General features: G+C 49.8%; 15 protein-coding genes and 1 other RNA gene. 8 read left to right on the forward strand and 8 right to left on the reverse strand.

Annotated features, from left to right (window positions below):
• Positions 1 to 4 precede the first annotated feature (4 nt).
• Positions 5 to 145: a type B 50S ribosomal protein L36 gene (gene ykgO / locus AACU55_RS01540; RefSeq protein ID WP_013576611.1), complete on the forward strand. Its 141-nt coding sequence runs from the start codon at positions 5 to 7 to the stop codon at positions 143 to 145.
• Positions 146 to 269: 124 nt separating this feature from the next.
• Here the strand turns inward: ykgO and AACU55_RS01545 are convergent, their stop codons facing one another.
• From AACU55_RS01545 to AACU55_RS01555, 3 genes are read right to left on the reverse strand one after another with little or no spacing between them, the layout of a single operon-like run.
• Positions 270 to 1,148 (reverse strand): metal ABC transporter substrate-binding protein, encoded by an 879-nt coding sequence (locus AACU55_RS01545; protein ID WP_134706538.1) that lies wholly within the window; start codon positions 1,146 to 1,148, stop codon positions 270 to 272.
• 43 nt (positions 1,149 to 1,191) lie between these two features.
• Positions 1,192 to 2,049 carry a metal ABC transporter permease gene (locus AACU55_RS01550; protein WP_013576613.1) on the reverse strand — a complete coding sequence of 286 codons (858 nt, stop codon included), beginning with the start codon at positions 2,047 to 2,049 and terminating at the stop codon, positions 1,192 to 1,194.
• Positions 2,046 to 2,774, reverse strand: coding sequence for a metal ABC transporter ATP-binding protein (locus AACU55_RS01555; protein WP_173362112.1), 729 nt, complete (start codon positions 2,772 to 2,774; stop codon positions 2,046 to 2,048). The genes AACU55_RS01550 and AACU55_RS01555 overlap by 4 nt, the downstream gene beginning before the upstream one ends.
• A gap of 376 nt (positions 2,775 to 3,150) precedes the next feature.
• Here AACU55_RS01555 and AACU55_RS01560 point away from each other — a divergent pair, with 376 nt between their 5' ends.
• From AACU55_RS01560 to AACU55_RS01570, 3 genes are all read left to right on the forward strand, one after another.
• Positions 3,151 to 3,510, forward strand: coding sequence for a hypothetical protein (locus AACU55_RS01560; protein ID WP_015690306.1), 360 nt, complete (start codon positions 3,151 to 3,153; stop codon positions 3,508 to 3,510).
• Between the two features lie 229 nt (positions 3,511 to 3,739).
• Complete coding sequence (gene tomB, locus AACU55_RS01565; protein WP_013576616.1) at positions 3,740 to 4,108, forward strand: Hha toxicity modulator TomB; 369 nt, start codon at positions 3,740 to 3,742, stop codon at positions 4,106 to 4,108.
• 45 nt (positions 4,109 to 4,153) lie between these two features.
• The gene (locus AACU55_RS01570) at positions 4,154 to 4,357 is read left to right on the forward strand and encodes an HHA domain-containing protein (RefSeq protein ID WP_013576617.1); all 204 of its coding nucleotides are present in this window, start codon (positions 4,154 to 4,156) and stop codon (positions 4,355 to 4,357) included.
• A gap of 75 nt (positions 4,358 to 4,432) precedes the next feature.
• Here AACU55_RS01570 and AACU55_RS01575 read toward each other — a convergent pair whose 3' ends face one another.
• Entirely contained in the window at positions 4,433 to 5,389 is a 957-nt protein-coding gene (locus tag AACU55_RS01575) for a LysR family transcriptional regulator (protein WP_013576618.1), read from the reverse strand.
• 139 nt (positions 5,390 to 5,528) lie between these two features.
• On the opposite strand from AACU55_RS01575, the gene AACU55_RS01580 reads away from it, so the two are divergent.
• Complete coding sequence (locus tag AACU55_RS01580; protein WP_134706539.1) at positions 5,529 to 7,316, forward strand: adenine deaminase; 1,788 nt, start codon at positions 5,529 to 5,531, stop codon at positions 7,314 to 7,316.
• 77 nt (positions 7,317 to 7,393) lie between these two features.
• Positions 7,394 to 8,743: an NCS2 family permease gene (locus tag AACU55_RS01585; RefSeq protein ID WP_134706540.1), complete on the forward strand. Its 1,350-nt coding sequence runs from the start codon at positions 7,394 to 7,396 to the stop codon at positions 8,741 to 8,743.
• A 126-nt stretch (positions 8,744 to 8,869) separates the two neighbouring features.
• On the opposite strand, the gene ffs is transcribed toward AACU55_RS01585, so the two are convergent.
• Positions 8,870 to 8,966: signal recognition particle sRNA small type (gene ffs / locus AACU55_RS01590), an RNA gene on the reverse strand.
• A 192-nt stretch (positions 8,967 to 9,158) separates the two neighbouring features.
• Between ffs and AACU55_RS01595 the strand changes: the two genes are divergently transcribed.
• Positions 9,159 to 9,467 (forward strand): MGMT family protein, encoded by a 309-nt coding sequence (locus AACU55_RS01595; RefSeq protein ID WP_037036827.1) that lies wholly within the window; start codon positions 9,159 to 9,161, stop codon positions 9,465 to 9,467.
• Between the two features lie 68 nt (positions 9,468 to 9,535).
• On the opposite strand, the gene AACU55_RS01600 is transcribed toward AACU55_RS01595, so the two are convergent.
• Complete coding sequence (locus AACU55_RS01600) at positions 9,536 to 10,117, reverse strand: YbaY family lipoprotein (RefSeq protein WP_037036825.1); 582 nt, start codon at positions 10,115 to 10,117, stop codon at positions 9,536 to 9,538.
• A 271-nt stretch (positions 10,118 to 10,388) separates the two neighbouring features.
• Between AACU55_RS01600 and tesB the strand changes: the two genes are divergently transcribed.
• Entirely contained in the window at positions 10,389 to 11,255 is an 867-nt protein-coding gene (tesB, locus tag AACU55_RS01605) for an acyl-CoA thioesterase II (RefSeq protein ID WP_129952826.1), read from the forward strand.
• Between the two features lie 140 nt (positions 11,256 to 11,395).
• Here the strand turns inward: tesB and amtB are convergent, their stop codons facing one another.
• Positions 11,396 to 12,685: an ammonium transporter AmtB gene (amtB, locus tag AACU55_RS01610; protein WP_013576624.1), complete on the reverse strand. Its 1,290-nt coding sequence runs from the start codon at positions 12,683 to 12,685 to the stop codon at positions 11,396 to 11,398.
• 85 nt (positions 12,686 to 12,770) lie between these two features.
• Positions 12,771 to 13,109: a P-II family nitrogen regulator gene (gene glnK / locus AACU55_RS01615; RefSeq protein ID WP_009639071.1), complete on the reverse strand. Its 339-nt coding sequence runs from the start codon at positions 13,107 to 13,109 to the stop codon at positions 12,771 to 12,773.
• Positions 13,110 to 13,301 lie beyond the last annotated feature (192 nt).

Below are 13,301 nucleotides of genomic sequence, written 5' to 3' on the forward strand. Positions count from 1 at the left end.
CGTTATGCAGGTTCTGAGTTCATTACGTTCAGCGAAAAATCGTCATCCGGATTGCCGCGTAGTCCGCCGCAAAGGCAGGGTTTATGTGATTTGCAAAAGCAATCCACGTTTTAAAGCCGTACAAGGTAAGAAGAAAAAGCGTTAACACCTCGTCTTCTCATTCCTTCTGTACTAAAAACAAAAGCCCCGTCGCTTGCCCGACAGGGCTTTTTCTTATGCTAAGACATGATGTAAAGCTCCCCACAGCATAGCCGTGAGGAGCGAAGATCTTATTTCATGCTGGCGACAATCGTCTCAACGTTATGCTTAAACGCTTTCACGTAAGTTGTCGCTGGTCCTTTCGGGCCGGACAATGCTTCAGGGTACAACTCCCCCCCGGGCTCAGCACCGCTGGCTGCTGCGATCTGTTTAACCAGACGCGGGTCGGTCTGATTTTCGATGAAGTAAGTTTTCACCTTCTCTGCTTTAATCTGCTTAATCAGAGAAGCCACACCGCTGGCACTTGCTTCAGCTTCCGTAGAAAAACCAACGGGCGCCATAAAGCTGACGTGATATTCCTGACCAAAATAGCCGAAGGCATCATGGCTGGTTAGCACTTTACGTTTCGACTGTGGGATACCGGTAAATTCAGTTTTTGCCCACGCATCCAGCTTTTGCAATTGTTCAATATAAGCAGTGCCGCGCTGACGGAAATAATCCGCATCTTCTGGATCCACTTTGATCAGCGCATTCATCACGTTAGTGGCATAAATCACGCCATTCGCCATACTGTTCCATGCATGAGGATCGGTGATTTGCTTACCGTCTTCTTCCATTTTGCGGGAATTTACGCCTTCCGATGCTGTTACCAGATGACCTTTATAACCCGATGCAGTCACCAGGCGATCGATCCACCCTTCCAGGCCCAGACCGCTGACAAAGACAACATCAGACGCATTGATGGCTTTGCTGTCTTTAGGTGAAGGTTCGAAGCTATGCGGATCACCGTCCGGTCCGACTAACGTCGTGACTTTCACATGTTCCCCCCCCACTTCCTGAACGATATCTCCAAGAATTGAAAAGCTGGCTACCGCATCGACGGTTTTAGCCATCGCCAGCGGACTCGACAGCAGGGCAGCTACTGCGAGTGATACAGGTAATAATTTCATCATGTCCCCTTAATTGTGGTACTGCTTATTAACGTATTGCTGCTTAACTTCGCGAGGCGGTTAACATGCCGCCCCGCTTTCCGAATAAAACCGAAATGAAGAAGATCACTGTCGCACTCAGCACTATCGCGGGCCCGGCGGGCAACGAAGCATAATAAGACCAGATGAGTCCTACAACGCTGGCAATCACACCAATAATCATCGCGCTCAGTAAGGTATGAGGCAGGTCGCGAGCCCAGAAACGGGCACTGGCGGCAGGCAACATCATCAGCCCGACAGACATCAGAGTGCCGAGGATCTGGAAACCCGCCACCAGATTGATCACTACCAGCGCCAGAAACATTCCATGGATCGCTGCCAGCCATTTTCCGGCGCTGACGCGCAGAAATAGCGAATCAAATGACTCAATGACCAGTGCACGGTAAATGCATGCCAAGACCAGTAAAGAAAGACTGGCGATAATACCGACCATAATCATGGCGGAGGAATCGATGGCAAGAATTGAGCCAAACAGCACATGTAAAAGATCCACGCTCGAACCGCGCAGGGAAACCAGCGTGACCCCAAGCGCCAGAGAGCCAAGATAGAAACCGGCGAAACTGGCGTCTTCTTTCAATTGTGTACGACGACTCACCAGCCCGGACAGCATCGCAACAGCCAGGCCTGCGATAAAACCACCAATCCCCATGGCGACCAGCGACATCCCCGAGATCAGATAGCCAATCGCTGCGCCGGGTAAAACAGCATGCGAAAGTGCATCACCCACCAGACTCATCCGGCGTAATAACAGGAAAACGCCCAATGGCGTGGCGCTGATTGATAATGCGATGCAGGCAATCAAAGCCCGCCGCATGAAGCCGAATTCAATGAAAGGATCGGCAAGCAGATGAAAAAGCATCATGAATTTGCGACTCCCGTCGTCAGGGAGAAAGGTTCTGTCGAAATGCAGGCATGCGCCTGATGAGGAAAATGCCCGAGGACATCCTGTGCGCTTCCCCATAAATTCTGCTGTCCACTGAGGTAAAGCACGTGCGGAAAGTGTCGTGCAACCATCGAAATATCATGCAAAACCGCGATGACAGTTTTTCCTTCCTGATGCCATTGCGCGATGACTTTTAACAGTAAATCGATGGTTTGAGTGTCGATACCTGTGAACGGTTCATCAAGCATAATGAGGGGTGCCTGTTGCACCAGTAAGCGGGCAAACAGCGTACGTTGCAATTGCCCGCCAGAAAGCGATCCTACGGGCAGATGCGACATTTCCGTCATCCCCACCGTCTCCAGCGCCTTATCGACGGCTATCGCAGACTGTTGGTTTATGCCACCGAATAACCCGCTTTGCGGCCAGCATCCCATCGCGACCAGATCAAACACGCTGATAGGGAAACTGCGATCCAGCTCAGCCTGCTGTGGCAAATACGCCAGTCGGGGGCGTTTCCCGCCCGTGAAAGTTATATTCCCTGCCACAGCCTGCTGCAAACCGGCTAATGTTTTGAGAAAGGTGGATTTCCCGGCACCGTTGGCACCAATGACAGCCGTCAGGGAACCCGGACAAAACTGTCCGTTAAGGGGCATGGCCACCGCCTGACGGTCATACCCCACTTCGAGGTCATTAACAAAAATCATGGTAGTGAAATTGCCCAGTAAATAGCTGCCCATAACAAAGCGAGCACAGCCAGTACAGCGACGCAGCGTACCGGCGAAGAAAGTGTAAAGAGTGTTTTTGTCATACCCCCTCCGAAAAGTTATAATATAACATCACAATGAGGTATGAGTATCAATACATGAACTGTTTCAGTTTTTTACGGCAGAAGGGATAGCAGGCCGTTTTTGAGAGAACACGGATCTTAACTGTTAAAAAAGAGTAAAAATTGATGAATGAGTTGTAATTTGCACTACAATCAAAAAGTTATGGAATTTTGGTTTGGAAATTTTTTTCTCTGCCCAAAACACATCCTGATGAAAATATGCGATAATGAAGGGATATGTGCTTAAGAGGTAAATGCCTTTGAAGAAATTGATCCATTGTGATATTAATGGGAATATTCTTACGGTTGATGAGTTACAACAGATTATTGAACCTGCTTTGTCTGAAATTGAAGAGTCCTTAATTGGAGATTTAACTTATTTTTCAGAAAATGCACGTTATGAAACAAATTCTTTGCAGATCGTGTCAATAACACAAATTGGCAAAAACTATTATTCAATGACTTACCAGTTCAAATGGACGATTTTCAATGGTTGTCTGGACATTAATGCTGATGAGTTAACGAAGCAAAGTGTCAGATTCTGGGTTAAACCTGACGGATTGGAGTTTGATATTATTGAGTCCTTCAAAGGCTCAACGGCTGAAGAATTGTAAGTTTGAGTAATACGTTTGCACAGCTTTCTAAAAATGAATTATATTTAAAATACCGGCTGTATATTAAATCCTTTAAACTTCATCCCGAACACTGTTCATTGTGATTGTCTTTGATGTTTAAGCCAGTTCATAGCGTTTTAGTGAGAGCCGTTTCCTGTAAGCCATTAAGTTTTGTTGTTTACTCACAGAGTGTTATCAACACCGAATAAACCATTACGGAGGGGATGATATGGATGAGTACTCGCCTAAGCGGCACGATATCGCTCAGTTACGCTACCTGAATGAAATGCTGTATGATGAAGGGATTGCGACACTGGGTGACAGTCATCATGGTTGGGTTAACGATCCGACTTCGGCTGTTAACTTGCAGCTCAATGAACTGATTGAGCACATTGCATCCTTTGTGATGAGTTTTAAAATTAAGTATCCAGACGATAACCATTTAAGTGATCTGGTTGAAGAGTATCTGGATGATACCTACACGCTGTTCAGTAATTATGGAATTAACGATTCTGATTTACGCCAATGGCAAAAGACCAAGAAGCGGTTATTCAGAATGTTCTCAGGGGACTACATCTGTACCCTAATGAAGACTTGAGTAATAATTTATATGCAGTCATCAGATAAAAATCAAAAGGCTAAGATGAACAAAATCGACTATTTGATGCGTTTACGAAAATGCACCACTATCGATACACTTGAACGTGTTATTGAAAAAAATAAGTACGAACTTTCCGACGACGAGCTGGAATTGTTTTACTCGGCAGCTGACCATCGTTTAGCGGAGCTAACGATGAACAAGTTGTACGATAAAATCCCGGTATCAGTCTGGAAATTTGTACGCTGATCTATAAAGCCAGGCCGGAATATCCCCCGGCCTGGCTGGTTAATATTTGACCATATTATCGTTAATATTATTTAACTATATCTTTGAGTTAAGTTTTTCTACTTTCTCTTTGATCTGCCGATGAAATGTTTGCAACAGAAACTGAAAACATTGTTCCGTTTTCGGTGAACGCAATGGTGCGGGTTTGCGCATCATCGCCACTGTTCTGCTTAATGTGGGCTGCTGCAAGTGAATCACTGTTAATTCATTATCGTTAAGTGTTGCAGTATATAACTCTGGTAATATTGCTAATGCCAGACGCGAACGCACCAGTCCATATAACGTCTCCTGAAAATCTACGCGATAACTCACCCGTAAATTCAAACGATGACTCTCACTCAGTGATGTCACCAGCCTGCTAACATTCCCCTTTGAGAACAAGGCAATATCTCTTTTCAGCAGTTGTCGCCAGGGAATATTGTGATCCTGAGAAAGCGGATCGTCGCGTCTGATAACCGCCACAAAAGGATCTTCCAGCAGTGGATAAACCGCTATGGATTCCGGCACTGTACTGTCTGTTGCACCGATACCAAAATCCACTGATCCGTTCTCCAGTTCCAGTAATAATGCATCGTTTGTCAGGTCATGAAATTCCACACGCATATCAGGGAAATATTCCGCCAGTAATTGTGGAACGACCGGAAATAATAAGGTACTCACCGAAGGTACTAATCCAATGCGTAATGTGCCATCCCCGCCCTGACGCATAATTTGCTGCATATCATCGAAAACACTAAGCGCGGTATTCAATAAACGTTCTGCATATGGCAGAACAGCCTCACCCTGTTCAGTCAGACTCACACCTTGTGCCGTCCGGTTGAGTAGTTTGCCCCCTAATACCGATTCAATTTGCCGAAGCGCGCTACTCAGCGCGGGCTGACTGATCGCCAGACGATTCGCCGTATCGGTGAAACTGCGCAGTTGTGCCAGCGTCACAAAGTATTGAATTTGCTTGAGGGAAAGGGCAGGTAACCGGCGCCAGGGTTCAGACATATGAGCAGCTATTCCGCGAAAAATAGAAAACGTTTGCTCAGCATAACCGTATCTTATAAACGGATAAAATAATTCATCTGTGCAAAGCCCCCCCTGCTCCCTACATTAGCCTCACCATTGTTTAAATCCGGACACTGATATGACCGACGGCATCACCTCCCAGCCCCTGCGCCAGCGGGCTATAAACGCAGCACTGGGGAACATCCCTTTCGACCGTCTGCTGATTAATGCCCGTGTTATCGACATGGTCACAGGGGAAATTCGCGAAGCCGATGTCGGCATCACCGGCAATATGATTGCCAGCGTTCATTCACGCGGGAAATTCACGCAGACTGAAAACGTTGATGATTTATCAGGAAATCACCTCTCTCCCGGCCTTATCGACACGCACGTTCACATCGAAAGCTCGCATTTGCCACCCGAAAAATACGCCGAAATCGTCGTCGCTCAGGGCACAACAACGGTGTTTTGGGATCCGCATGAACTGGCGAATGTGCTGGGCGTTGCCGGGGTGCAGTACGCCATCCAGTCCAGCCGTAATCTGCCATTACGCGTGATATGCGCTGCGCCTTCCAGCGTGCCGTCAACACCGGGCTTAGAGATGTCCGGTGCGGATTTCACAGGCCAGGAAATGCAGACAATGCTTAGCTGGCCGGAAATTGCAGGTGTCGCCGAAGTGATGGATATGCATGGCGTGCTCAATGGCAGCGGGCGAATGCTGGAAATCCTCGAAGCCGGACTAAACAGCGGAAAGCTGATTGAAGGCCACGCACGCGGCCTCAAAGATGAACAATTGCAGGCGTATCTTGCCGCAGGTGTGACATCAGATCACGAACTGACCTCGGCTGATGATGCCCTGGAAAAGCTGCGTGCCGGTCTGACGCTGCAAATTCGCGGCTCACATCCTTATCTTCTGCCCGATATCGCAGCCGCTTTGCTCGCACTTCCCCATCTTTCATCACAAATAACATTGTGTACTGACGACGTACCGCCCGATCATCTGCTGGAAAAAGGCGGGCTGATCGCCTTAATCAAGCTCCTGATTTCCTACGGATTACGTGCAGAAGATGTACTACGCATGGCGACGTTGAATGCCGCTATTCGCATGCAACGTTCTGATTTAGGGCTGATTGCCGCAGGCCGCACGGCTGATCTTATCGCGTTTGACTCGCTGGAAAATCTTCTTCCGCGTGCAGTATATGTCGGCGGAACCTGTGTAGCTCAGCAAGGCAAGCTGCTGTTTACCCCTGCCGCCGCGAGCGGAGTGGTTCCTCCACGAGACACCATGCGCTTAACGCCGCTGAACGCCGCTGATTTCAGACTAAAAATCCCGGGGCTGAACAACGGCAAAGCGCGTCTGCGCAATATTAAAGGTGCACGCTTTACACAATGGAGTGAAGTAACTGTGAATGTGCGGGATGGCGCCGTACAGATACCCGACGGCTTCAACCTGATTTGGGTTCAGCATCGCCATGGCCGCCACGACGCCACACCGAAAATGGCATTACTTGAAGGCTGGGGAGCATTGCGCGGTGCCATTGCGACCTCTTACTCTCACGACGCCCATAATCTGGTGATTATCGGCCGGGATCCTGTCGACATGATGATAGCGGCCAATCAGCTGATCGCCAGCGGCGGCGGTATGGCGTTGAGCCAGCATGGCAAATTGCTGGCCAATATCGATATGCCGATTGCCGGAATGCTGTCTGATTTACCGGCCACGGAACTGGCCAAGCAGTTTAAAAACCTGCGCGACCTCAGTGCACAGGTCGCAGACTGGGAACCGCCTTATCGCGTTTTCAAAGCTATCGAAGGAACGTGCTTAGCCTGTAATGCAGGCCCACATCTGACTGATTTAGGGCTGACAGATGGCGGTTCACGGGAAATCGTCAACCCGGTTCTGGAAGTCTGGCCAGAAGAAATCTGAAGCATTCTCAAAACCACCAGACGTCAAAAAGATAGCAAACACAACATTATAAAAATTATTTTCAGGGGAATTTAAGCATGTCCGAAAGTTCTGTGAAAAATGTTACCGTCTCAGCAGACGAAAGCTGGTTACAACGCCGCTTCCATCTGCACCAGCGCCAGACCAAGATTAAAACGGAATGTCTGGCTGGCATCACCGGGTTTCTGGCGGCGGCGTATTTACTGGTGGTGATCCCGGGCTTACTGGCCGTCAGTGGTATAGATAAAGGCGCAGCCACCACCGGCGTGATCCTGGTGTTTGTACTGGGCTCTCTGCTGATGGCTTTTTACGCCAACCTGCCCTTTATGGTCGGGCCTGGCATTGGCGGCTCGGTACTGGTCGGTATTACGCTGGCGGGCGACGGCATTACCTGGCCCGTCGCGCTGGGGATTGCATGCTGGTCGGGGATTTTATTTTTCGTGATGACAGTGTTTGGCTTACGCGAAGTAGTCACCCGTTCTGTTCCGCAGTCGATCAAGCTTGGGCTGACCGCTTCTATTGGCATTTTTGTCGCCCTGCTCGGCTTCCGCAATGCCGGGCTGGTAATGGCAAATACCAAAACACATGCACTGGCGCTGGGAGATTTTACTGCGCCGGGTGCGTTAATTGCGCTTCTTGGTCTGCTGGTCGCCGTGGGGTTACAGGCTCGTAAAGTACCAGGTGCCATTTTATGGGCCATTTTGCTGGCGACGGTGGCGGGTATACCGTTTGGCGTAACGCATTTACCTGAGCAATGGATCTCGCTGCCTCACTCGGTTGCTCCGTTATTGGGCAAAGTCGATCTTATCGGTGCTATCAACATCGCCTTTCTGCCATTCCTGTTTATCTTCTTCGCCTCGGAGTTCTTCTCTACGATGGGCACCACACTGGCTGTCGGTGGTGAGGCTGGATTGCTCGATGAACACGGCAATATGAAAAACATCAACCGGCCTTTCATGGTGGATTCCATTGCAGCAGCGCTGGGCCCGATCGTCGGTATCCCTGCCGCCACTGCGCTGATAGAATCCTCCGCGGCTGCCGAAGCAGGCGGGAAAACTGGCCTGACGGCGCTGGCTGCGGCCATAATGTTTCTGCTGATGCTGTTATTTACTCCGATTGCGCTGATGATCCCGAAAGAGGCGACCGCACCGGCACTGATTCTGATTGGCCTGAACATGTTCAGTAATTTGCGAAAAGTGGACTTAGCGAATTTTACCGACGCGCTGCCGGTACTGATGATGGTAATGATTACGCTGATTTCCAACAGCTTCGGTACCGGTATCGCCGGCGGGCTGCTGTTTTACGTCATCATTAAAGTGGTCGCAGGAAAAGCACGTGAAGTGCCTGCAGGCCTTTATATTCTGGCAATCCCGCTGGTGTATTATTTTGCGACGCTGGTTCATCACTGAAACTTTCGGGTTAACAGAGGGCGCGTGAAAACGTGCCCTTTTTTATGGGCGCAGCCTGGCTTTGAAGATATTTTTTAGGGGGAAATCAAGAGAAGAGATAATTCCGGAGGCCTGAAATGGTGGAGGCCCTGCCAGCTATATCCCGGCACACACGACACCTGCCATGGCTGCTTCCTTCCGGACCTGACCAAGTTGACAAGTTAGCGTTGCGGGAGAACCAACAGGGCCCCCATTGACGTTGTCGGCTTCATTTCTCTGCTAAGAGAATCGAAGCGGTGGGCATTATCTGTGATGGCCGAAACAAAAGCAAGTTAACTGCCGACAACCGTTGTTTTCTTAAACAATACGCCTGAATCAGAGCCTACAAAACCTTAATTTTTGCGTCATACTGGCGCAAATCACTGAGGAGGATGTCATGTCGGAACCCGATAACTTTCGCCAGCGCGTATTTCAGATTATCGCCGCCATCCCGGTCGGGCAGGTCACAACTTACGGTAACGTCGCGCAACTGGCCGGTTCACCCCGCGCGGCACGCCAGGTCGGTGGCGTACTCAAGAAATTGCCGGAAGGCAGCACCCTTCCCTGGCACCGGGTGATAAACCGGCACGGTGAAATCTCTTTGCAGGGCGAAGACTTTAAACGTCAGCGTCAGGCACTGCTGGCCGAGGGCATCACGTTTAAGAAAGGCAAAATCGATTTAGAGAAATACGGCTGGAAATGGTGAATGCCTGCCTTCAAAACGCACATAAAAAAGCACCGCGAGAGCGGTGCTTAGCCATCATAAGTGATGAATTAATAGGTCGTTGGTTGTGCAGGTACCATACTAACCGGTGCAGGCGAAGTGCCCAGTCCTGGATTTGACGGGTTAGTCATTGGTCCCAGGGCACTGGGTTTGGTCGCTACAGGGACGGCGACAACCGGGACAAGTTGCAGATCGGCACGTGTACCCTGACCGTGATTAATCACTTCTTTAATGGAGTCAGTGATGAAGGTCATCTGACCATTGATGGTTACCGCCGCACTCAGCAAAATACGCGCGTTAGGAGCAATTTCCTGCGGGTTATACGGCAGGATGAAGGTAAACGGTGCCTGTTTACCCTGAGTTCTCGCCACTTTTTGCGAAATCACGCGGGATGGCGCATCTGCCACCGAAGCATCAGACAATGTCACCGTCAGGACAGCATCCGGTGGCAAGGCTACACGCTGATTGATAAACACGCTACCCGATACATTCGGGCCGGTGATCGCAGGTCCGGTGTCCGGGCTAGCCGCCGTATTCACAGGAGGTTGCTGCGCTGGTGCCTCATGATGCTGTGCGCACCCGGCAAGAGTCAGAGACAGCGCGGTTCCACCTACTATCTGCCAAAGTTTCATTGATCGTACTCCCTTTTTTATTAGTCGCTTGTCGACAAGCTGTAATAAACGCCGACGATGAATTTAGTGACTTTAACCAGCTTACCTACTAATCATGGCACAAAAGTCTGAGGTTTTCCTGTCAGCGGCCAAACAGATCTTCTGACAAAACGTAAGATCCACTATGATTAACAGGTTAGACCTGTCGGTTAAGGCGTATTTCAGAAAATTCCTGCCTGCATTACCCCGAACAACTTAGGTCGATTTCTCCGGTAACTTTCATGAGGCCACTATGAGTCAGGCATTAAAAAATCTGCTGGATCTGCTTGATCTGGAAAAAATTGAAGAAGGGCTGTTTCGTGGTCAAAGTGAAGATCTGGGTTTACGTCAGGTCTTTGGCGGTCAGGTCGTAGGCCAGGCATTATATGCCGCCAAACAGACCGTCCCGGCGGAACGTGGTATCCATTCGTTCCACAGCTACTTTTTGCGCCCGGGTGACAGCAGCAAGCCGATTATCTATGACGTGGAAATCCTGCGCGATGGTAACAGTTTCAGCGCCCGCCGCGTAAAAGCGGTGCAGCATGGCAAGCCGATTTTCTATATGACGGCGTCGTTCCAGAGCCAGGAAAGTGGTTTTGAGCATCAGAACACCATGCCGGATGTGCCGCCGCCGGAAACGCTGGTATCAGAATCAGATATTGCTAAAAATCTGGCGCATCTGATACCGGAAAAATTCCGCGAAAAATTTATTGGTCATAAGCCTATTGAAATGCGTCCGGTGAAGTTTCATAACCCGCTGAAAGGGAGTGTCGAAGAGCCTAACCGTGCAGTGTGGTTCAGGGCCAACGGTGAAATGCCAGATGATTTGCGAATTCATCAGTATTTACTGGGCTATGCGTCTGACTTCAATTTCCTGCCTACGGCGCTGCAACCCCATGGCATTGGCTTCCTTGAACCGGGAATGCAGGTCGCGACCATCGACCATTCGATGTGGTTCCACCGCCCGTTCCGCATGGATGACTGGTTGCTGTATGCCGTCGAAAGTACCTCTGCATCCGGTGCGCGTGGTTTTGTGCGTGGACAGTTTTATACCCGCGATGGCGTGCTGGTCGCCTCCACGGTGCAGGAAGGGGTTATTCGTCAGCGAAAGCCTGAATAATCATCATTAAAGAGCGCCCTGTAAAAATGGCGCATTAAAAAGGGGCGATATCATTATCGCCCCTTTTGCATATCATCATTATTTTATTATTTTTAACTCATTAATGAGAGAGTTAGCGCACTACTTTCTCTGAAATCTCATTATTGGTTGTAAGCGTTTTCGCCGTGGCTATTAACATCCAGCCCTTCGCGTTCTTGTTCTTCAGGAACACGCAGACCTACGATCATGTCCGCCACTTTGTAACCGATGAAAGCAACAACACCAGACCAGACCAATGTCACGCACACGCTGAAGAACTGAACCCAAACCTGATGGCCCATGGTCACACCTTCTGCATAACCTACGCCGCCGAGTGAGCTGGAAGTGAATACGCCAGTCAGCAGACAACCTACGATACCGCACACACCATGAACACCGAACACGTCACAGGTGTCATCAACACGCAGCCATTTTTTCAGGGTAACCACACCCCACAGGCCAGTGATACCGCCTACGAGACCGATGATGAGAGCACCACCCACGCCGACCGTACCACATGCAGGTGTGATAGCGACCAGACCTGCGATAGCACCGGAGCTTGCGCCCAGCAGTGAAGGTTTACCGCGCACCATCCATTCAACCAGTGTCCAGGACAGGATTGCACCAGCCGTTGCAATCACCGTGTTCAGGAAAGCCAACGCGGCAACAGGGCTTGCTGCACTTGCAGAACCTGCGTTGAAGCCGAACCAACCCACATACAGGATTGATGCACCAGTGAAGACCATTGGCAGGTTGTGTGGTTTGAAAGCTTCTTTACCGAAACCGGCACGTTTACCCAGCAGATAAGCACCCACCAGACCAGCGATAGCGGCGTTAATGTGAACAACGGTACCACCGGCAAAGTCCAGCGCACCATCAGCAGCCAGGAAACCGCCTGCCCACACCATGTGAGCCATCGGGATGTAAGAGAAAGTCAGCCAGATCACAGTGAAAATCAGAACCGCTGAGAAACGTACACGTTCAGCGATACCGCCCACGATCAGCGCCACAGTGATACAGGCAAATGAGCACTGGAAGGCAACGTGGATCATCTGGGAGAAGGTGCCTGTCACGGAGTCCAGGCCGATGCCTTTCATCATGACGTTACTGAAACCACCGAAGAACGCGTTACCTTCGCTGAAGGCCAGACTGTAGCCGTAGAGGATCCACAACACGCAGACCAGAGCAAAGGTGACAATAACCTGAGTCAGCATGGACAAAACGTTTTTAGAACGCAGTAAGCCACCGTAGAACAACGCCACGCCCGGTACGGTCATGAACAATACCAGCGCGGTACAAATCATCATAAAGGCGTTATCAGCACCGTTTGCCGCTGCTGGCGCTGCTGCCATGGCAAGCGAAGGCAGCAAAGCCACGGCACCAAGCCCCATCATGGATAAAAGTTTTTTCATTATTAACCCACCCCTGTTTCTCAAAACTGTTTTTTCTAATCTGATTTATCTCAAACCGATTGGTATGAGAGATAAAAGCCTGAAATTACAGTGCTGCTTCGTCGGTTTCACCAGTACGAATACGGATAACACGTTGCAATTCAGCAACGAAAATTTTGCCATCACCGATCTTACCGGTATAGGCCGCTTTGCTGATCACATCGATCACTTCATCAAGCTGATCGTCTGCAATAGCAATGTCGATTTTTACTTTTGGCAGAAAGTTCACGCTGTATTCCGCGCCACGGTAAAGTTCGGCATGACCTTTCTGACGGCCAAAACCTTTAACTTCCGTTACGGTCAGCCCCTGAATTCCAACAGCAGACAGCGCTTCACGCACGTCTTCCAGCTTAAAAGGTTTGATCACCACAGTAACCAGCTTCATTGTGCCACTCCTCGAATTAAGGGCTTGCCGCGAGAGGATTCGCGCCCGATACGGATTGGATAAAGCAAAGGATGTGCCAGAGTTGAAATCGGGCGCAGATTCATGCAATTCCCGCGTAATACGGCATTTTCAGAATAATCGTGACCAGGCGCACAGTTGTCATGCCATATGCAGCACAGCAGCACACGCACC

This window comes from Rahnella sp. CJA17(1/100), assembly GCF_963881615.1.
GTDB lineage: Bacteria > Pseudomonadota > Gammaproteobacteria > Enterobacterales > Enterobacteriaceae > Rahnella > Rahnella aceris.

What these genes read in the sequence shown, in the direction of transcription:
- ykgO (WP_013576611.1), top strand. Translation starts at nt 5, where the DNA reads ATGCAGGTTCTGAGTTCATTACGTTCAGCGAAAAATCGTCATCCGGAT.
- AACU55_RS01545 (WP_134706538.1), bottom strand. Translation starts at nt 1,148, where the DNA reads ATGAAATTATTACCTGTATCACTCGCAGTAGCTGCCCTGCTGTCGAGT.
- AACU55_RS01550 (WP_013576613.1), bottom strand. Translation starts at nt 2,049, where the DNA reads ATGATGCTTTTTCATCTGCTTGCCGATCCTTTCATTGAATTCGGCTTC.
- AACU55_RS01555 (WP_173362112.1), bottom strand. Translation starts at nt 2,774, where the DNA reads ATGATTTTTGTTAATGACCTCGAAGTGGGGTATGACCGTCAGGCGGTG.
- AACU55_RS01560 (WP_015690306.1), top strand. Translation starts at nt 3,151, where the DNA reads ATGCCTTTGAAGAAATTGATCCATTGTGATATTAATGGGAATATTCTT.
- tomB (WP_013576616.1), top strand. Translation starts at nt 3,740, where the DNA reads ATGGATGAGTACTCGCCTAAGCGGCACGATATCGCTCAGTTACGCTAC.
- AACU55_RS01570 (WP_013576617.1), top strand. Translation starts at nt 4,154, where the DNA reads ATGAACAAAATCGACTATTTGATGCGTTTACGAAAATGCACCACTATC.
- AACU55_RS01575 (WP_013576618.1), bottom strand. Translation starts at nt 5,389, where the DNA reads ATGTCTGAACCCTGGCGCCGGTTACCTGCCCTTTCCCTCAAGCAAATT.
- AACU55_RS01580 (WP_134706539.1), top strand. Translation starts at nt 5,529, where the DNA reads ATGACCGACGGCATCACCTCCCAGCCCCTGCGCCAGCGGGCTATAAAC.
- AACU55_RS01585 (WP_134706540.1), top strand. Translation starts at nt 7,394, where the DNA reads ATGTCCGAAAGTTCTGTGAAAAATGTTACCGTCTCAGCAGACGAAAGC.
- AACU55_RS01595 (WP_037036827.1), top strand. Translation starts at nt 9,159, where the DNA reads ATGTCGGAACCCGATAACTTTCGCCAGCGCGTATTTCAGATTATCGCC.
- AACU55_RS01600 (WP_037036825.1), bottom strand. Translation starts at nt 10,117, where the DNA reads ATGAAACTTTGGCAGATAGTAGGTGGAACCGCGCTGTCTCTGACTCTT.
- tesB (WP_129952826.1), top strand. Translation starts at nt 10,389, where the DNA reads ATGAGTCAGGCATTAAAAAATCTGCTGGATCTGCTTGATCTGGAAAAA.
- amtB (WP_013576624.1), bottom strand. Translation starts at nt 12,685, where the DNA reads ATGAAAAAACTTTTATCCATGATGGGGCTTGGTGCCGTGGCTTTGCTG.
- glnK (WP_009639071.1), bottom strand. Translation starts at nt 13,109, where the DNA reads ATGAAGCTGGTTACTGTGGTGATCAAACCTTTTAAGCTGGAAGACGTG.